Below are 18,753 nucleotides of genomic sequence, written 5' to 3'. Positions count from 1 at the left end.
TGCAGGTATATTTCCACCGAATTGACGATCTATCCCATCGTCACAAGTATTTCGACGTATAAATTCATGCACAAATACTTATGTCATCTATCCTTTGCAGTGCCCCGCAGCATACTGCGGCAAATACGGAGTTTTAACCGTGAGCCGGCCAACAGAACTTGCGCGATAAGCCCGTCATTAGTCATACACAGCGGATTCGGCCATTGACTCAAGCTGAGCCCGCAATTGGTTCCATTTCGCGGCAGACCCGCCTTCCCGGGCTCGACGCGTAAAATTTTACCCAAACCGGCGAGACCGGTTTCAGCCTGTTCGGCGGTTTTGGACCCTCCTGCCCGGCGCGTTAAGCAGAACAAAACGGCCCTCCCCTCACCATCCCCGCACCAGAAACAAAGCCGGCACGCGTGGGTCAGGGGTGTCCCGCCGATGCTGGACAGGGGAAGTCAGATGGAGACCGTTGCTCACTCGCGCGCCTGGCGCGCAGTCCTGCTCTTGTGCGGATTGATCCTGCTCGGATCGGCCGCCGACCTTCGCGCCGGCACGCTGCTGTCGCCTGGGCCCGCCGTTCTCGTGCGGAAATCTGCCGAGCCGTTCGGCGTGTTCGCCTTCGCGATCTCCGCAGGTCGCGTCCGCGACAAGTGGTTTCATCTGAAGGACAAGCTCGACGACGAGATGGTGCAGCTCGCGCTGTGCGACGGCGACCGCGACAACTGCGTCTCGCCCGCCGCATTGAAGCTGCTTGCCATCGTCGACCAGGCGCGTAGCCGCGAAGGCCGCGCCCGCCTCGGCGAAGCCAACCGCGCCATCAATCTCGCGATCAAGGCGGCCAACGACGGCGCCGACGACGTCTGGAGCTCGCCGCTCGCCACTTTCCAGCGCGGCGCCGGCGATTGCGAGGACTATGCGATCGCAAAGCTCGCCGCGCTTCGCCTCGCGGGCATTCCCCCGGAGGATCTGCGCATCGTCTTCGTGCGCGACACGCAAGTCGGCGAGGAGCATGCGGTCGCGGCCGCCAGGCTCGACGGCCACTGGCTGATGCTCGACAACCGCCGCATGGCCATGGTCGAGGATGAGGCGGCGCGGATCTATCAGCCGCTGTTCGTGCTCTATCAGTCCGCGGTGCTGAAATATGTCGACGAGCCGGCGTTCGTCGCGGCGCCTGACAGCAGCCGCCCGGCGGTGATCGCGGCGCGCTAAAGCGCGATGAGATTGGGATGAATCGCGCTTTAGATTATTGTTTAAGCATGATCTTTTCGGAAAACCGCTTCACACTTTTCCGGATCATGCTCTAATCCCCCGAACAGCTCCACATTCACGGTTCCGTCGCGCCGCGCGGGAAGCTAGCATGGCGTGTCATGCGGGCTTCGGGGACAAGCGGAATGCGGGCGTTTGTGCTGGCGATCATTGCGGTGTCACTGATGTCGCCTGCCCGCGCGCAGGCGGCCAATCCGGATCCAGCGATCGCCGACAAGCTGCCGCTGTTCGTCAAGAACCGTTGCGAGCTGCAGAGCGATCCCGCGGGCCAGCTGTTTTGCGGCGACGGCGAGCTTGCCACAGCGACCGACAAACTCAGCGCGGCCATCGAGGCGCGGCTCTCCCGTCTGCCGGATCGTCTGCCGGCGATCGAGGAGAACGCGCTATGGGTGCGGCAGCGCAATCTGAGCTGCGGCATCTTCGGCCAGACCGCCGTCCCTACCCGCGACATCGACCGCGTCAGGACCTGCCTGCTCAGAGAGACCGAGGAGCGCGCCGCGATCCTGCGCGACCCCGATTTCGATTGCCTCGCGGCCAACACGGCGGCCGGCGCACTGATCTGTAGCGACCCGGAATCTGGCGCTGGCGGAGGAGGAGCTCAACGGCCGGGTCCTCGGCTTGATCGGCAAGCTGAACCCGACCGAAGCGCGCTTTGCCTTCGCCGAATACGGCCGCTGGACAAGGGAGCGCGATCGCAAATGCGACCTCGTCGGCAAGGAGAACGTGCCGCTGGCCGAGCTGTCATCCGCGCAAGGCTGTCTCGCCGAATATCTGAGCCGGAAGACGGCCGATATCCTTGGTGCCAAGGGCGATCCGAAGCGGGTGTTCGGCCGCCAGATCGCTGCAAGGCTGCCTGATACCGATGCCGCCGACTTCTGCGTCGCCAAGATCCATGCGGCCAATTCCTGCGGCGACTTCGTCCGCATCAGCCGCGTGTCCGCCACCGGCAGCGACGTCGGGGAGCAGGAGGCGAAGGTCACCGCCGATATCGACATGGTCGTGCTGTCGCCCTTCACCACTTGCAGCCCGGTCGCATCGACCTGCACCGGCACCTGCTGGGACCCCAGGTCAGGCAAGGCGCAACCGGCCACGGCTCCCAAGCAAAACGCCCGGGAAAGCTTCAATGTGACGCGCCGGCTCAGGATCCAGCGAACCTTCGCCTTCCAGAAAGCCGCCGATGGCTGGCGCTGCCGGGAAGACGAGCTGGCGCCGGTGGAGTCCGGCGTCGCGGGTGGCGGATCGTAGGTGTGATTCCTTCTCTCCGTGTGGGAGAAGGTGGCAAAGGCGGCCTTTGGCCGCCGTTCCTAAGAGAACGCCGATGCTTCGCATCGGCTATGGCGCCGGATGAGGGGTCGCTTCCGCGAACTCGACTACAATAGACTCACGTGCGGAGAGAATGGCTCACCCGGCTTCGATGCTTCACATCGAAGCCCCCTCTCCCACAACAATGGGAGAGGGTGCGCCACCCGCGCGGGAAGCAAAGATCAGAACATCAGATTGTCCTTCACGAGCACCCAGCGGCCGCCCTTGACCTGCTGCACCTGGGTGATGGTGTTGGCGAGGTGATTGGTCTTGGAGAACGTGGTCGGCGGCGAGTTGAAGATGTCGAGGAATTTGTCGCCGGACTCCAGCGCGTCGAGCATCTTCTGACCGGTCAAATCTTTGCCGGCCTTATCGGCATAGAAGGCGAACGTCATCATCGCGTTGTAGCCGATGATCGCCTGCGTGTTGGCATCGATGCCGAATATCTTCTTGTAGTTGGCGAGCCATTCCTTGACCTTGCCCTTCGCCGAGTCTTCGTAAGGGATTTCGAAGATCGAGGCGGCGTAGAGTCCTTCGACGGCTTCCTTGCCCAGCGCCGGCACTTCGAGCACGTTGGTCGGGGTGGCACCGAGGAAGGTGACGTCCCAGCCGAGCTTCCTGGCCTCGCTCATCGCGCCGATGGTCTCGCGGATCACGGTGCCGAGCACGACGAGATCGCAGCCGTCGGATTTCATCTTGGCGACCTGCGCGCTGAAATCGGAGACGCCGCGCTTGTAGCTCGTGATCGAGGCCGGCTGCACTTTCATCGCTTCGAGCTGCTGGTTGAAGCCGTCCAGCACGTTTTTGCCGTACTCATCGTCCTGATACATGATGCAGGGCTTCGTAAAATTCTTGGTCTCCTTCATGTACTTGAGCGCGGCGCGCGTGCTCTCGACATAGGGCAGGAGATTGCTGAATTTCAGCCGCTCCTGCGGCTTGCTCGGGTCGAACTTGAAGGTGAATTCGGCCGAACTCAGGGGAAACAGCTGCAGCACGCCGGCGTCGAACAGGATGTCCTGCGCGGCAAGCACTGTCGGCGAGCCCATCGGGCCGACCATGGCAAATATCTTGTCGCGCTCGACCAGCTTCTGCGACGCCAACACGGCCTTCTTCGGATCGTATCCACTATCCTCGACCACCAGTCGAATCTTGCGGCCGTTGATGCCGCCCGCCGTGTTGATCTCCTCCAACGCCATCTTCATGCCGTTGGAGACGGGAACCCCCCACCCCTTGATCGGGCCCGACAGATCCTGGTGGGTGCCGATGACGATCTCGTTTGCCGAGATGCCTTCATTGGTGACCTTGGTCTGCGCCGCGGCCGGCAGACAGGTGAGCACCATCGCACCTGCCGCCAGGCCGAACGCCAAAAACGATTTCGACATCGACGTCTCCTCTCTCTTCAAGGCTCCTGTTTGCGCGAAGGGCGTGGCCATCGCTCCTTCGCTCTTTTTCTATGCATGCCCCTTGTCGGGAAAACCGGGGCATGCACCTCAAGCCACAGCGCGCTCGCGATACATCGCGTCGATCTCGGCGGCGTAGCGCTTGTTCACGAAGCTGCGCTTCAGCTTCATGGTCGGCGTCAGCTCCTCGTCCTCCGGCGTGAGCTGGCGTTCGATCAGGTGGAATTTCTTGATGGTCTCGACGCGAGCGAAACTGCCGTTCACCGTCTTGATTTCGCGCCAGATCAGGTCCTGGATCTCCGACGCCCGGCACAGGCTCGCATAGTTGGTGAAGGGGATGTCGTGGTCCTGAGCGAACTTCTCGACGTTCTCCTGGTCGATCATGACGAGGCAGGTGAGATACGGCCGCCTGTCGCCGATCACCACCGCGTCGGAAATATAAGGTGAGAATTTGAGCTGGTTCTCGATCTCCGACGGCGTGATGTTCTTGCCACCGGAGGTGATGATGATGTCCTTCATCCGGTCGGTGATCTTGACGAAGCCTTCGTTATCGATGGTGCCGACGTCGCCGGTGTGCAGCCAGCCGTCCTGGTCGATGGTCTCGGCGGTCTTCGCCGGCTGATTCAAATAGCCCATGAACAGGAAGTCGCCCTTGATCAGGATCTCGCCGTCGGCCGAGAGACTGACCTCACCCCAGGGTACCGCCTTGCCGACCGAGCCGAGCTTGATGCGCTCGGACGGCATCATGGTCGCAACCCCGCAATTCTCGGTCTGGCCGTAGACCTCGTGCATGTCGATGCCGAGCGCAAGGTACCAGCGGATGAGGTCCGGCGAGATCGGCGCAGCACCGGTGAACGCGATGCGGCAACGATCGAGGCCGATCATGCGGCGGATGTTGCGAAACACCAGCCGATAGGCGAGGCGATTGGCGAGATTGAGCGCCAGCGACGGTGCTTCGCCCTCGAGCCGGGAATCGGTTACGCGAAAGCCGATATCGATGGCGCGGCGGTAGACCCATTGCTGGAACGGTGTCGCATCCTTCAGCGCGATGGTGATTACGGAATAGAACTTTTCCCAGATGCGTGGCACCGCGAGGAATACGGTCGGCTGCACCTCACGCAGATTGTCGGGCACGGTTTCCGGGCTCTCGGCAAAATTCATCACCGAGCCGAGCGCGACCGAAATGTAGTAGCCACCGACCCGCTCGGCGACATGGCACAGCGGCAAGAAGATCAAGCGCTGATCGTCTTCCCTCGCCGGGATGAAATCATTGGCGTACCGCATCTGGTGCGTCACGCTGCGGTTGGAGTGCATGGCGCCCTTGGGTGGACCCGTCGTACCCGAGGTGTAGACGAGAATCGCGAGATCGTTTGCGCTGCGGCTGTCGACCATCTCCTGCCAGAGCTGCTCACGGCCGACCATGTGATTGCGCCCGAGCGCGCGGAATTCATCGAACGACATCACCATGTCGTCGACAAAGCCGCCGAGGCCTTCCATGTCGAACACCACGATCTTCTCGAGCGTCGGGCAGCGTGCGCGGCAGGCGAGCACCTTATCGAGCTGCTCTTCATCCTCGGCAAAGATCACCCGCGTCGCTGAATCGTTGACGAGATACTCGACCTGGGACGAGGAATCGGTGGGATAGATCCCTGATGAAACACCGCCGGCGCACAAGATGCCCATGTCGGCATAGACCCATTCCGGCACGGCGTTGGCGATGATTGAAGCGACATGACCGGGCTTGAACCCGGAGGCATTGAGTGCGTAAGCGATCTCCCGGGAAATCTCGAGCCATTCGCGCCAGCTCGTCGGCTGCCAGATGCCGAACTTCTTCTCGCGGATCGCGGGTCTCTCCCCGCGCGTCTCCACCGCGCGCAGAAAACTCTTTGCGATCGTGTCGGTGACTGTCAGCACCGCCGCTCGGGCCATGCCCTTCCCTCCTTGTCGCTATCCCTTCCGCTGCCTGCCTTGCCGGCGGTCTGTTCGTTGACGAAGGGACGTCCGCATTTAACGCCACGTTTTCTTCTTTTTCCAGCGCCGTTCGCCCCTGGCGCCGGCTTCCTTGGCGCCAAGGTAAAATTCCTGGATGTCCTGGGAATGCATCAAGCGGTCGCAGGTGTCGTTCATCACGACGCGGCCGATCTCCAGCACGTAGCCGTAATGCGCCGTTTCCAGCGCCACCTTGGCATTCTGCTCGACCAGCAAGATCGACATGCCCTGCTCCTCGTTGACGCGGCGGATGATCGTGAAGATCTCCTTCACCAGGATCGGCGAGAGCCCCAGCGACGGCTCGTCCAGTAGCAGCAGTGTCGGCCGGTTCATCAGCGCGCGGCCGATGGCGAGCATCTGCTGCTCGCCGCCGGAGAGCTGGCCGGCCGGCTGGTTGATGCGCTCCTTCAGCCGCGGGAAATAGCCGTAGACCCGTTCCAGATCCTCCGCGACGCCGCCGCGGTCGTGTCGCGGATAGGCGCCCATCATCAGGTTCTCGCGCACGGAGAGGAACGGAAACACCTCGCGCCCTTCCGGCACGTGGCTGAGGCCGAGCCGGACGATCTTGTCGGCCTCCATGCGCTGGATCGGCTTGCCCATGAACTCGATGGTGCCCTTCTGCGGATCGAGAATGCCGGAGATGGTCTTCAGCACCGTGGTCTTGCCCGCGCCATTGGCTCCCAGCAGCGTGACGATGCGGCCGCGCGGCACTTCGAGCGAGATGCCGCGGATCGCCATGATCGGGCCGTAATAGCTCTCGATATTGGAAAGCCTCAGGATGATGTCGGGCGAAACGGCGGCGTCCATCGCGTCAGGCTCCGAGATAGGCGGCGACGACGTCGGGATGTTGCTGCACCTCGGCGGGCGAGCCCATCGCCAGCACCCGGCCGTAGTTCAGCGCGATCACGCGGTCGGAGACGCGGTTGACCAGCGACATGTCGTGCTCGACCATCAGCACGGTGATGCCGAGCTCGCTCTTCATGTCGCGGATCCAGAACGACATGTCGTCGGTCTCCTCGACATTCAGCCCCGATGACGGCTCGTCGAGCAGGATCAGTTTTGGTTCGGAGCAGAGCGCGCGGGCCAGCTCGATCACCTTGCGCACGCCGTAAGGCAGGCCCGAGATCAGCTTGTCGCGATAGGGCTCGAGATCGAGGAACTCGATCACCTGCTCGACGCGGCGGCGGTGCAGCTTCTCGTTCGCGCGTACGCTCGGCAGGAACAGCAATTCCTGCCAGAGCTGCGTGGTCGAATGACGGTGTCGCCCGACCAAGAGGTTCGCGAGCACGGTCGCATTCTCGAACAGCTCGATGTTCTGGAAGGTGCGGGCGATGCCGAGCCTCGCAATGTCGTAAGGCGGCTCCTCCGTGATGTCCTGGTCCTCGAAGAAGATGCGGCCCGAGGTCGGCCGATAGATCCGCGAGATCAGGTTGAAGATCGAGCTTTTCCCCGCGCCGTTCGGCCCGATGATCGAGAGGATCTCGCCCTTCTCGACCGCGAACGAGACCGCGTCGACCGCCTTGAGGCCACCGAAATGCAACGACAGGTTCTCGGCGCGGAAATAGCTCATCTGTTCCGTTCCGACTTCACGTAGATCTTCTGGCGCTTGAAGGTCGCGCGCTTGTAGAGCGGGAAGAGCTGGAAGAACAGTTTGATCTTCAGCCAGCGCCCGTAGAGCCCGAGCGGCTCGAACAGCACGAACAGCACGATGATGACGCCGTAGATCGCGCCCTTCAGGCCGTTGAGCGAGGCGAAGGCTGCGACCTTCGCCTGGACGTTCGCCGCAGCTTCGGCGCCCGCGCCGAAGGTCGCGGCAACGCCGGCAATGATGCCGGGCATATCGTCCTTCAGATAGGTCAGGAACGGATCGATCATCACGATGAAGATCGCGCCGAGCACCGCACCGTGCAGGCTGAACGTGCCGCCGATCAGGATCACGATGATGAACTCGATCGAGAGCTGGAGCGTGAACATCTCTGGCGAGATGAAGGAGAGCTTGTGCGCGAACAATACGCCGGCAAAGCCGGTGATCGCCGCCGAGATCGCGAACGACTTCACCTTGTAGAGCGCGACATTGACCCCCATGCTGCGCGCCGCCGTCTCGGAGTCGCGGATCGCGACGAAGGCCCGCCCCGTCGGCGAGCGCAGCAGATTGAGCGTGCCGACGATGGTCAGGACCAGAACGGCCAGGCAAAGGAAATAGAACGCCGGACTGTCGCGCGGCACGGCGACGCCGAGCAGCGACAGCGTCTTGATGCGCATGCCCTCATTGCCGTTGGTGACGCTTTCCCAGCGCGCCAGAATCTCCTCGACGATGAAGGCGAAGGAGATCGTGGCGATGACGAGATAGATGCCCTGGAGGCGCAGCGCGGGGAAGCCGACCAGCGCGCCGATCAGTCCGGTCAGGAGCCCTGCGGCGAGGAAGTAGACCGGAAACGGCACGTTGTACTTCTGCAAATAGGCCGCAGTATAGGCCCCGATCGCCAGGAACGCAGCATGCCCGAGCGAGGCCTGCCCCGTAAAACCGGTGAGGATCAGGAGCGCCACGCCGACCGTCGCATAGATGCAGACGAAGACGAGCTGGCTCATCAGATAGCTGGAGAGCACGTAAGGCGCGATCAAGAGCACCGCGATCAGGAGCCCATAGGAGACCACGTAGCCCGAATGCGGGAACAGCCGGATGTCGTCGTCATAGTCGGTCTTGAACAGGAAGCGCATGGCGTTCAGACCTTCTTGCGGACGTGAAGGCCGAACAGGCCTTCGGGCTTGAGCAGCAGCACCGCCAGCAGCACGACGTAGGGCGCGACGTCCTTCCAGCCCTCCGGCAGATAGAAGCCGGCCATGCTCTCGATCACGCCGATTAACACGCCGCCGACGACCGCGCCCGGGATCGAGCCGAAGCCGCCGAGCACGGCGGCGGGAAAGGCTTTCAGCCCGAGCACGAGCCCGACATTGGAATGAATGAAGGTGATCGGCGCCAACAGCACGCCGGCGCAGGTCGCGACCGCCGCGCTGATGGCCCAGACGATCGACACGACGCGCTTCACGGGAATTCCCATGTAGTAGGCCGCGAGCATGTTCTCGGAGCTGGCGCGCATCGCGGTGCCGAGCGTGGTCTTGTTGAAGAACAGATAGAACAGCGTGCAGAGGATGACGGTTGCCGCGATCACCGAGAGCTTGTCATAGGCGAGCACCAGCGCGCCGATGCGCAGCACGCCTTGGCTGAACGGCGTCTCGATCTTCAAGTCGTCGGTGCCCCAGATCATACCGGCGACCGAGCGCAGGAAGTAGCCGAGCCCGATGGTTGCCATGATGATAGAGAATTGCGGATAGCCGAGGATCGGCCGCACCACGATGCGTTCGGCAAGCATGCCGAACAGCGCCATGGCCGCAACCGCGCCGGCGAAGCCGACCCAGTAGTTGAGGCCCATCATGCCGATGAAAGTGAAGGCGAAGAAGCCGCCGAGCATCATCAGATCGCCCTGGGCGAAGTTGACGACCTCGGTTGCCTTGTAAACGAGCACGAAGCCAAGTGCGATCAGGCCGTAGACGCAGCCCAGTGCAATGCCACTGACCAGCTGCTGAACGAAGTCCAGCATCGTCGAGCGTCCTCCCCGATGCTTCTTGCGGCTCTTCGCGGCCGTCTCGACGCATCTTGTTCCAAGTCGCTACGCGATCTCTCAAGTCGCGGAAAGCGCCATTTGCCCGGCGCAATTCAGCCTGAACCGCCAAGCGCTGTCAATAAAACGAGAGGCGGATGCATCCGTGCCGGATGACGGAATTTGTGGCAGGATGATTCACCGTGCCGAAACATCTTCAGATCAAGGTCGCAAGCGATGCGAAACCGTATGGTGTGGCCGTCATGAAACCGGACAGCTCGGCGCTGAGCGTACGAGGGTTAACGAAGAGTTTTGACCGTTTGGCGGTCAATTCCCTCGATCTCACCATTCACGCCGGTGAATTCTACGCGCTGGTCGGCCCCAACGGCGCCGGCAAGACCACCACCTTGCGCATGGTCGCAGGGCTGCTGCGGCCCGATGCCGGCGCGGTGTCGATCTTCGGCGTCGATGCCCTTGCCGATCCCGTCGCCGCCAAGCAGGTGATGGCCTGGGTGTCGGACGAGCCCATGATTTATGACAAGCTGACGCCGCTCGAATATCTGGAATTCGTCGCCGGCCTCTGGGGCATCGCCCCCGCCGTCTCCGAACCGTCCGCGCAGGAACTGCTGGGCTCCCTCGGCCTTGCGCCGCACCGGCACGAGCGCTGCGAGGGATTTTCCAAGGGCATGCGCCAGAAGGTGGCGCTTGCCGGCGCGCTGGTTCACGCCCCCCGCCTCATCATTCTCGACGAGCCGCTGACCGGCCTTGATGCCGTCTCCGCCCGCCATGTGAAGGGCCTGTTGGCCGAGCGCGTCCGCGCCGGCTGCACCGTGATCATGACCACGCATATTCTCGAGGTCGCCGAGCGCATGGCCGACCGCATCGGCGTGATCGCGGCGGGCAGCCTCGTTGCCGAAGGCACGCTCGCAGAGTTGCGCCAGCAGAACGGCCACACCGACACCAGCCTCGAGGATCTCTTCATCGCGCTGGTCACGCTTGAGGCTGCCGCGGCATGAGCTCGGCGACCGCGCTCTCCTGGTTTGCCCGCCACGAGCTCCGCCTCGCCTGGCGCGAATGGCTCGCGATGATGACGGGCCAGCGCAAGCGAAAGCGCGCCGCCGTGATCGGCCTGATCGCCTTTGCCGCACTCCTGCATCTTCCGGCCTGGGCCGTGATCGGCCGCTTCGCCGGACTTCGATTGCCGCTCGACAAATCGTCGCTGATCGTGATCACGGCAACGATCGCGCTCGCCTGGTCGCTGATGCTGTCGCAAGCGATCGAATCGGTGACGCGGGTGTTTTACGCCCGCGCCGATCTCGACCTCATCATGTCGTCACCGGCAAGGCTTACCAACCTGTTCTCGGTGCGCATCGCCGCGATTGCGCTCGCGATCACGGCGATGGCGCTGTTGTTCTCGACGCCCTTCATCGATGTGCTGGTGATCGGCGGCGGGCCGCGATGGCTCGCCGCCTTCGGCGTGGTCGTCGCCATGGGGCTGTCGGCCGCCGCCGTTGCGATCGCGATCACGATCCTGCTGTTTCGCCTGATCGGCCCGGCGCGGACCCGCTTCATCGCGCAGATCCTGGCCGCAGTCATCGGCGCCGGCTTCGTCATCGCGCTCCAGATCGCCGCGATCATCTCCTACGGCACGCTGTCGCGTTTCGCAGTGCTGACCTCGGATACCACGGCCGCCTATGCGCCAGATGTCGACAACCTCGTCTGGTGGCCTGCGCGGGCGGTGATGGGCGACAGCGAGGCGCTGGCGCTGCTGCTCGCGCTCGGCCTCGTCATGCTGGGCGGCGTGATGGCGCTGTTCTCGGGCCGCTTCGCCGACACCGCCATCGACGCCGCGGCTCAGGGGACATCCAGCCGCCGGACCGCGCGCGAACGGAAATTTCGCACAGGCACCCGGCCACAGGCGCTGCGGCGCAAGGAGTTCATGCTGCTCTGGCGCGATCCCTGGCTGATCTCGCAAACCCTGATGCAACTGCTCTATCTGGTGCCGCCGGCGCTGCTGCTGTGGCGGAGCTTTGCCGACAGCTCGGCGGCGCTGGTGCTGATCACACCCGTCATCGTGATGGCTGCGGGACAGCTTGCCGGCGGTCTCGCCTGGCTGACGATTTCGGGCGAGGACGCCCCCGATCTCGTCGCAACCGCGCCGCTGTCGGCCTCGCGCGTCATCCGCGCCAAGATCGAGGTCGTGCTGATCGCGATCGCCGCGATCTTCGCTCCGCTGGTCGCAACACTTGGCTTTGCCTCGCCGCTCCAGGCGGCGATCACGGCGGGCGCGATCGTTGTCAGCGCAGCGTCCGCCACTGCGATCCAACTCTGGTTCCGCGTGCAGGCGCGGCGCAGCCAGTTCCGCCGCCGCCAGACTTCGTCACGGCTTGCGACTTTCGCGGAGGCCTTTTCCTCGATCGGCTGGGCGGCCACCGCCGCCCTGCTGCTCGCGATACCCGTCGCCGGCGTCATCAGCGGCCTGATCACCGCAGGCCTCGTCGCCGCCACCTGGAAGTTCAGCCCGCGGCGGGGGTGAGAAGCCTCGCATCGGCCTGCCCCCGCTTGAAAGTAAGGCTAAATTGCCTTACTTATCAAATATGAAGCATTGAGGATCGCATGGGCACGCTTACCGTCACGGCAAAGGGGCAGGTTACGTTGCGGAAGGATCTCCTGGAGCACCTCGGTGTGCATCCCGGCGACAAGATCTCGATAGAAAAGCTGCCTGGGGGTCGAGTTGAGGTGAAGGCAGCTCGGCCCACCGGAAAGATTTCGGATGCCTTCGGCTTCCTGAAAGGAAAAACGAAGGGCCGATCGCTGTCGATCGAGGAGATGAACGAGATCATTGCCGACGGCTGGGCCGGCAAGCGATGAAGATAACACCCGACACCAACGTCTTGGTACGGGTTCTGATCGGAGATGATGCCGAACAGAGCAAAGCGGCCGAAGCTCTTCTCAAGAAGGCAGACGTAATAGCTATTTCGATCCCTGCATTGTGCGAGTTGGCTTGGGTCCTCTCACGCGGCTATAAAACTTCTGCTGAGAATATCGCGGCTTCCATCCGGCATTTTGTCAATGCCTCCAATGTGGTCGTCAACCGTCCCGTGGCCGAGGCTGGGTTGGCGCTCCTCGATGCTGGCGGCGATTTCGCCGACGGCGTCATCGCCCACGAAGGCAACTGGCTTGGAGCCGATATCTTCGTATCGTTCGACAAAAAGGCTGTGAAACTGATCGAGGCGAGCGGCGGAATGGCGCGGCTGGCCAGCACCACATGACGCGAGGATAATTCGTAGATACACTCATCAGATCGTCGATAAGCGACGGACGGTTCTTCATGTCTCGACTATTGCTGACGGTCCTTGCGTTTCTCGGCTGGCTGGCAACACCTGCCCTCGCCCAACAGCCACCACAGCGCAGCGAGTGCCTGGCGATGGCCAACGCGGCGCCGCGCGCACTGCCGGTCGCCTTTCGGCAGGCGGCGAATGCGGCCGAGGTCGAGATCACCTATGCCGGCCATTCCACCTATTTCATCGACACGCCCGGCGGCTTGCGCATCGCCACCGATTATAGCGGCGCCTACCAGGTCGGCCGGCTGCCCGATGTCGTCACCATGAACCGGGCCCACAGCACGCATTACTCTTTATATCCCGACAAGCGCATCCCCCATGTGCTGCATGGCTGGGGCGAGGACGGCAAGCCGGCGCTGATCTCCGAGCGCATCGGCGACACCTTCATCCGCAACGTCACCACCGACATCCGCCGTTACTTCGGCGACGATGCCGGCATCGACATGATCCGCGACGGCAACTCGATCTTCATCTTCGAGGTCGCGGGCCTCTGCATCGGCCACCTCGGCCATCTCCACCACAAGCTCGACGACAGCCATTTTGCCCAGATCGGCCGGCTCGACATCGTCATGGTGCCGATCGACGGCACCTACACCATGTCGCTGGACGGCATCTCGGAGATCACGAAACGCCTGCGAGCGTCCGTCGTGCTGCCGATGCACCGCTTCGCCACCCCGCTCGACGACTTCATGCGCCGGATCGGTCGCGACTTCGAGATCGACCGGCGCCTGGAACGCTCCTTGCGGATCTCGCGGGATTCGCTGCCGGGCACGCCGACGGTGATCATCCTCGACGGCGTGTAAAGCGCCCCCGCGCAATTTTCTCCAAGCCGGCTGCTGTCTGCGCGTGATGGTCTCTCCGCAGCAATGGAGAGCGACATGACAGACTTTGCCAGATTTCTGCACGCCGACGGGCCCAACCGCGAACATGCGCAGGCGCTGAGGCTTTACGGCCAGTTCATCGGCGATTGGGATGCCGAGATCATCGCGCACGCGCCTAACGGCGCCACCCATCGCGCGGCCGGCGAGATCCATTTCGGCTGGGTGCTGGAGGGCCGCGCCGTCCAGGATGTCTGGATGATCCCTCGCCCCGCCGGCGCACCGCCGTTCCCGATCGCCGGCAACTGGTACGGCACGACGTTGCGCGTGTACGATCCGACCATCGACGCCTGGCGGATTTCCTGGTTCGATCCCGGCCGCAGCCTGTTCCGTCAGCAGATCGGCCGCCCGCGCGGCGCCGACATCGTGCAGGAAGGCGGAACCGACAGCGGCGACCTGTCACGCTGGAGCTTTACCGAAATCACCGAGACTACGTTCCACTGGCTCGGCGAGGCCAAGCCTGCAACGGCAGCGGACTGGCGGCTGGTGGTGGAGGTGAAGGCGCGACGCCGCCAAGCCTGACCAGGCCGCCTGATGCGCTCTCGCCGAAGGGCGCGGTTGCGCAACACGCGCTGCCGCGCATCGTCCCCGGATGTTAGCTTCATCGGCAACGACAATCAGGGGAGCGAATGCCGATGGCCGCGAGCAGCATGCCCGCCAACAAGAGCGGACTCTTTGCCGATCCGCGCGAGGACTGGCTCGCGCTGCACCGGGAGGAGATTATCGATCCCTCGCAGCCGATCGTCGATCCTCATCACCACCTCTGGGATCGCGGCGGACAGCGCTATTTGATCGAGGAGATGGCGGCCGACATCGCCTCCGGCCACAATGTCATTGCAACCGTCTATGTCGACTGCCGCTCGATGTACCGCGCGCATGGACCCGAGGCCTTCCGCCCCGTCGGGGAGGTCGAGTTCGCGAGCGGCGTCGCCGCGATGAGCGCGAGCGGCGGCTATGGCAAGGCCGCGATCTGCGCGGGCATCGTCAGCCACGTCAATCTCATGCTTGGCGATGCGGCAAAGCCGGTGCTGGAAGCGGAGATCACGGCCGGCAACGGCCGCTTTCGCGGCATCCGGCATTCCTCCGCCTGGGACGAGGACCCGGTGGTCGCGGGCATGTATGCGAACCGGCCGAAGGGGTTGCTGGCGGACGCGACCTTCCGCAAGGGCTTTGCCTGCCTCGCGCCGCTGGGCCTGAGCTTCGACGCCTGGCTGTTTCATCCACAGATCGGCGAGTTGACCGAATTGGCGCGCGCCTTTCCCGACACCAAAATCGTGCTCGATCATTGCGGCGGGCCGGCCGGCACCGGCCGGTTCGCGGGCCGGCGCGAGGAGGTGTTTCCGGTGTGGCGCGCGGCGATCCAGGAGATCGCGAGATGCGAGAACGTCGTGGTCAAGCTCGGCGGACTTGCGATGTGCCTGCTCGGCTATGACTTCCATCTGCGCGAGAGGCCGCCGTCGTCGGAGGAGCTTGCGGCGGCGTGGCGGCCTTATGTCGAGACCTGCATCGAGGCCTTCGGGGCGAAGCGCGCGATGTTCGAAAGCAACTTTCCGCCGGACAAGGGCCAGTGCAGCTACCAGGTGATCTTCAATGCCTTCAAGCGCATCGCGGCGCCGCTGAGCGAAGCCGAGAAGACGGCTCTGTTCTTGCAGACGGCGACCAATGTCTACCGGCTCGAACTGCCGTCATGACGTGAGAAGGGGGCCGGGACGTCAGTCCCGACCCCTTTCGACGCCATTCGCTGGGAAGCGCCTTGGTAGAACCTGGGGATCAGCGGGCGCCCATGAGCGTCGCGGGACGACGCTCGCCGGGCGAGAGAAACATCCGCTTCAGCTTATTGACGACACGGACCATGAAGCCGATGAGCGCCGGATTGGTCTTGCGGCAGAAGGCGATCTTCTTGACGTGGCCCTCGACGTGCCATTTGGCATGTGCACCGTCGCGGAAGAAGATCACGTCGCCGACGCCGTAGCGCTTCGGCGGCATGCCTTCGCTCTCGAGCACGATCGATCCTTCCAGGATCATGATCGTCTCGTCGAAATCGTAGTACCAGTTGAAGCGGCCCTCCGTGCAGGACCAGATGATGGTCGATGCGGTGCCGTCGGTGCTGGTCGACAGGATGTGCGAGCGCGACACCGGATTGCCTTCGATGATCCAGGACGGCTCGATCGGCCGCAGTTCCAGATCGACGGCACAGCTTCCGGTTTCAATCAACGCGCGCGACATCGGCTTCCTCTGGGGATAGAATATGAATGGTTGGCCCAGGCCCCGGGCCGTTTCAAACAGTGCGTGTGACGCTAGTAGCCGTTTTTTAATTCTTCCTTACGCGGGCCCGGACAATCAGCCGCAAGTTGCATGTGCGGCGCGGCTAACGCGCCGATTTGCAGCGGATTCCGCGCATATGAACCCGTTTCTCGCGGGGTGCGACAAATTGCGCGGAATTCAATCAGGAAGGAGCCTGTCCGATGCCCCTCTTCCCCGAGGCCGTCAGCGCCAATAGCGAGGTTGCCGAGCAGCTCGCGGCCCTCGACGTCTCCCTTGAAGCGGACGATCGGCCGCCCGACTGGTTCTCCATCGATGGCATCGAGGCGCCCCGGCAACTCGGCATCGACGGCGCGGGTGGCGCGTTCGTGCTGCTGCCGTCAAACCATGTGCTGTACGCGTCATCGGAGGGCCGTGCCGGGATCATCGCGGCGACGTTCGAGGACTTCATCCAGATCGTCGTCGCCTGCCCCTATTGGCTCGAGATCCTCAAATTCTCCGCCGGCGGCGACCTCGAGCAGATGCGGCGGGCGGCGGGCGCGCTGGAGGCGACGCTCGATCATGAGGACGACATCAACGACGCCCGCGACGCGATCCGTGACGCGCTCGACCTTCCCGCCTTGGAGGATCCCGTCGGCGCGCTCTATGAAGCGGTCGCCGCGTCCGACGCCATCGTGCGCGCGACCGACGGCAGTCCGTTCACGACACTGTTCAACCGCTTCACGATCGACCGCAATCCGATGCTGCGCAACGCAGCGGCGTGAGGTTGGCCAGCTACTTCACCCACTCGCCCTTGCGGAACACCGGCTCCTTGCTGCCGTCGGCCAAAATGCCGTCGATGTCGGTCTCGGCCGAGCCGATCATCCAGTCGATGTGGATCAGGCTCTGGTTGCCGCCCTGCGCCACGATCTGTTGCGGCGTCAGCTTGGCGCCGTTGATGAAGCACTTCGAATAGCACTGGCCGAGCGCGATGTGCGAGGCCGCGTTCTCGTCGAACAGCGTGTTGAAGAACAACAGCCCGCTCTGCGAGATCGGCGAGGAATGCGGTACCAGCGCCACCTCGCCGAGCCGGCGCGCGCCCTCGTCGGTGTCGAGCACCTTGTTCAGCACCTCCGCGCCGCGCGAGGCCTTTGCGTCGACGATCTTGCCGTCCTCGAAGCGCACGGCGATGTTGTCGATCAGCGTGCCCTGATACGACAACGGCTTCGAGCTGACGACGTGGCCGTAGACGCGCCGGCAGTGCGGCGTGGTGAAGACTTCCTCGGTCGGGATGTTGGCGTTGCAGCTGATGCCGTTCTTCGAGAGCGAGGCGCCGCCTTCCCATTCATGACCATCGGCAAGGCCAATGGTCAGATCGGTGCCGGGGCCGGAGTATTGCAGCGCGCGGAAACGCTTGCCGTTCAGCCAGTTCGTGCGCTCGCGCAGCACCGCATTGTGCTGCGCCCAGTTCGCCATCGCATCCTCGCGGTCGACGCGGGACGCGGCGAAGATCGCTTCCGCAAGCTTGCCGATCGCGATCTCCTCGGGATCGTCGGGAAATACCTGCTTCGCCCAGGACGGGCTCGGATAGGCGATGATGTTCCAGTTGGTGTCGAAATTGACGATTTTCTCCAGCGCAGGCTGATACGCCATCGAATTGGCCTTGCTGGCGCGCGCCACCTTGGCGGGATCCTCGCCCGACAGCAACATCGGATTGTCGCCGACGATGGCCAGCCGCGCGGTATTCTCCGAGAACGCCTTCGCCATGCCCTCGTAGAGCCAGCCGGCGGCGCGATCGAAACTGTCGTCGTGACCGTGGCGGTAGCGTGCCAGCGTCATCTCTTCATCGGAGAGGATCGGCGTGACGATGCCCGCGCCGGCCTTGTAGGCATGCACGGCGATCCGCCGCACCAGGGGCAGCGCGATCGCCGGTGCGGTCAGCAGCAGATCCTGGCCCGGCCGCAAGCCCAGGCCCACCTTCACCGCCACCTCGGCCAGCCGGTCGAGCTTTGCGGGATCGATGGGAGTGGAGGTGATGCGTTGATCGGTCATGCCGGGTCCTCTGCTGACGGGCTCTGTTCCATCTAAGTCTAGCATCGCACGGCGCAAGTGCGCGAGCCAATTGCGCACCGCGCGCCGAGATACGCAGTTTCACGCATCTTGGTTTTCAACACGTTGCCACGACGGCGGCCCGATTTGAGCAACCCCAAGGCCATATTTCGATGAAGCCGGCGCCGCGATCGTGGCGCGGCTGCTTCAGCGAAATCGCTGCGAGCCGTCATCCTGTCGAAACTTTAATCCGTCGCTGCCGCGGGTTGCTCGATCATCACCCGCGAGGCGTCGATCGCATTTCGCATGGCGAGGAGACCTGATGTTGAAATCGCTTCGTTCTGTTGCCGCAGCCGTGCTGCTTGCAAGCCTCGCGGCGGGCGCGCTGTCGCCGGCGTCCGCCGCGGCTTATTATTATGGTCCCGGCTATCCGCTCCCACCCCCACCTACTACGGAGCACCGCCCAGTGACGACGCGGTCGCCTATCGCAGGCGCGCTACCCGTCCTACGATCCGAACAGCGGCACCTTCCTCGGCAACGACGGCCGCCGTCATCCGTGTCCGTGACCACCCGGCCATAAAGCGTAGGGCGGGCGGTGACGACGGCGTGAAATCGCCCGGTTCCATCGCCCGCGCCGCCCATCGGCGACATAGCTGACATCTGTCCAGTTCAGAGCAACCGCCGCGATTGCGATGAACCA

The 18,753-nt window shown here is 63.6% G+C and carries 18 protein-coding genes and 1 pseudogene; 11 read left to right on the top strand and 8 right to left on the bottom strand.

Translation table 11 applies throughout. From position 1 onward, the window contains the following. Nucleotides 1–444 precede the first annotated feature (444 nt). A complete protein-coding gene (locus tag QQL28_RS19560) occupies nt 445–1,194 on the top strand; it encodes a transglutaminase-like cysteine peptidase (protein WP_284267859.1) in 750 nt (249 codons plus the stop codon). Nucleotides 1,195–1,869: 675 nt separating this feature from the next. Next, on the top strand, nt 1,870–2,496 hold the full coding sequence (locus QQL28_RS19555; RefSeq protein WP_284267857.1) for a hypothetical protein: 627 nt from the start codon (nt 1,870–1,872) through the stop codon (nt 2,494–2,496). A 239-nt stretch (nt 2,497–2,735) separates the two neighbouring features. Here the strand turns inward: QQL28_RS19555 and QQL28_RS19550 are convergent, their stop codons facing one another. The 6 genes from QQL28_RS19550 to QQL28_RS19525 form a co-directional block, all read right to left on the bottom strand. After that, nucleotides 2,736–3,935, bottom strand: coding sequence for an ABC transporter substrate-binding protein (locus tag QQL28_RS19550; protein ID WP_284267855.1), 1,200 nt, complete (start codon nt 3,933–3,935; stop codon nt 2,736–2,738). Between the two features lie 108 nt (nt 3,936–4,043). Continuing rightward, nucleotides 4,044–5,882: an AMP-dependent synthetase/ligase gene (locus QQL28_RS19545; RefSeq protein ID WP_284267853.1), complete on the bottom strand. Its 1,839-nt coding sequence runs from the start codon at nt 5,880–5,882 to the stop codon at nt 4,044–4,046. Nucleotides 5,883–5,960: 78 nt separating this feature from the next. Further along, the gene (locus QQL28_RS19540; RefSeq protein WP_284267851.1) at nt 5,961–6,749 is read right to left on the bottom strand and encodes an ABC transporter ATP-binding protein; all 789 of its coding nucleotides are present in this window, start codon (nt 6,747–6,749) and stop codon (nt 5,961–5,963) included. Between the two features lie 4 nt (nt 6,750–6,753). After that, nucleotides 6,754–7,512: an ABC transporter ATP-binding protein gene (locus QQL28_RS19535; protein ID WP_284267848.1), complete on the bottom strand. Its 759-nt coding sequence runs from the start codon at nt 7,510–7,512 to the stop codon at nt 6,754–6,756. Beyond that, a complete protein-coding gene (locus tag QQL28_RS19530) occupies nt 7,509–8,660 on the bottom strand; it encodes a branched-chain amino acid ABC transporter permease (RefSeq protein WP_284267847.1) in 1,152 nt (383 codons plus the stop codon). Before QQL28_RS19530 ends, QQL28_RS19535 begins: the two co-directional genes overlap by 4 nt. A 5-nt stretch (nt 8,661–8,665) precedes the next feature. After that, a complete protein-coding gene (locus QQL28_RS19525) occupies nt 8,666–9,541 on the bottom strand; it encodes a branched-chain amino acid ABC transporter permease (RefSeq protein ID WP_284267845.1) in 876 nt (291 codons plus the stop codon). A 263-nt stretch (nt 9,542–9,804) separates the two neighbouring features. Here QQL28_RS19525 and QQL28_RS19520 point away from each other — a divergent pair, with 263 nt between their 5' ends. From QQL28_RS19520 to QQL28_RS19490, 7 genes are all read left to right on the top strand, one after another. Next, on the top strand, nt 9,805–10,557 hold the full coding sequence (locus tag QQL28_RS19520) for an ABC transporter ATP-binding protein (protein WP_284268092.1): 753 nt from the start codon (nt 9,805–9,807) through the stop codon (nt 10,555–10,557). Continuing rightward, nucleotides 10,554–12,077: a permease gene (locus tag QQL28_RS19515; RefSeq protein ID WP_284267843.1), complete on the top strand. Its 1,524-nt coding sequence runs from the start codon at nt 10,554–10,556 to the stop codon at nt 12,075–12,077. Before QQL28_RS19520 ends, QQL28_RS19515 begins: the two co-directional genes overlap by 4 nt. A gap of 80 nt (nt 12,078–12,157) precedes the next feature. After that, complete coding sequence (locus QQL28_RS19510) at nt 12,158–12,412, top strand: AbrB/MazE/SpoVT family DNA-binding domain-containing protein (protein ID WP_284267841.1); 255 nt, start codon at nt 12,158–12,160, stop codon at nt 12,410–12,412. Further along, the gene (locus QQL28_RS19505) at nt 12,409–12,813 is read left to right on the top strand and encodes a type II toxin-antitoxin system VapC family toxin (protein WP_284267839.1); all 405 of its coding nucleotides are present in this window, start codon (nt 12,409–12,411) and stop codon (nt 12,811–12,813) included. Before QQL28_RS19510 ends, QQL28_RS19505 begins: the two co-directional genes overlap by 4 nt. 59 nt (nt 12,814–12,872) lie before the next feature. Then, nucleotides 12,873–13,688 carry an MBL fold metallo-hydrolase gene (locus QQL28_RS19500; RefSeq protein WP_284267838.1) on the top strand — a complete coding sequence of 272 codons (816 nt, stop codon included), beginning with the start codon at nt 12,873–12,875 and terminating at the stop codon, nt 13,686–13,688. A gap of 75 nt (nt 13,689–13,763) precedes the next feature. Further along, nucleotides 13,764–14,285 (top strand): hypothetical protein, encoded by a 522-nt coding sequence (locus QQL28_RS19495; RefSeq protein WP_284267836.1) that lies wholly within the window; start codon nt 13,764–13,766, stop codon nt 14,283–14,285. Between the two features lie 113 nt (nt 14,286–14,398). After that, on the top strand, nt 14,399–15,454 hold the full coding sequence (locus QQL28_RS19490; protein ID WP_284267834.1) for an amidohydrolase family protein: 1,056 nt from the start codon (nt 14,399–14,401) through the stop codon (nt 15,452–15,454). A 79-nt stretch (nt 15,455–15,533) separates the two neighbouring features. On the opposite strand, the gene QQL28_RS19485 is transcribed toward QQL28_RS19490, so the two are convergent. Further along, entirely contained in the window at nt 15,534–15,989 is a 456-nt protein-coding gene (locus QQL28_RS19485; protein ID WP_284267832.1) for a cupin domain-containing protein, read from the bottom strand. 239 nt (nt 15,990–16,228) lie between these two features. On the opposite strand from QQL28_RS19485, the gene QQL28_RS19480 reads away from it, so the two are divergent. Further along, nucleotides 16,229–16,789, top strand: a complete 561-nt coding sequence (locus QQL28_RS19480) for a hypothetical protein (RefSeq protein WP_284267831.1) — start codon at nt 16,229–16,231, stop codon at nt 16,787–16,789. Between the two features lie 10 nt (nt 16,790–16,799). On the opposite strand, the gene QQL28_RS19475 is transcribed toward QQL28_RS19480, so the two are convergent. Continuing rightward, on the bottom strand, nt 16,800–18,056 hold the full coding sequence (locus tag QQL28_RS19475; RefSeq protein ID WP_284267829.1) for an aminopeptidase: 1,257 nt from the start codon (nt 18,054–18,056) through the stop codon (nt 16,800–16,802). Nucleotides 18,057–18,574: 518 nt separating this feature from the next. Between QQL28_RS19475 and QQL28_RS45915 the strand changes: the two are divergent. Further along, nucleotides 18,575–18,619 (top strand): annotated as a pseudogene (locus QQL28_RS45915) (BA14K family protein); the annotation flags it as partial. Nucleotides 18,620–18,753: the final 134 nt, after the last annotated feature.

Origin of the sequence: Bradyrhizobium iriomotense, from assembly GCF_030160715.1 — a bacterium.
Classification (GTDB): domain Bacteria; phylum Pseudomonadota; class Alphaproteobacteria; order Rhizobiales; family Xanthobacteraceae; genus Bradyrhizobium; species Bradyrhizobium iriomotense.
The sequence above is the reverse complement of the archived record's forward strand: the minus strand, read 5'-3'. Positions and strand labels throughout refer to the sequence as shown.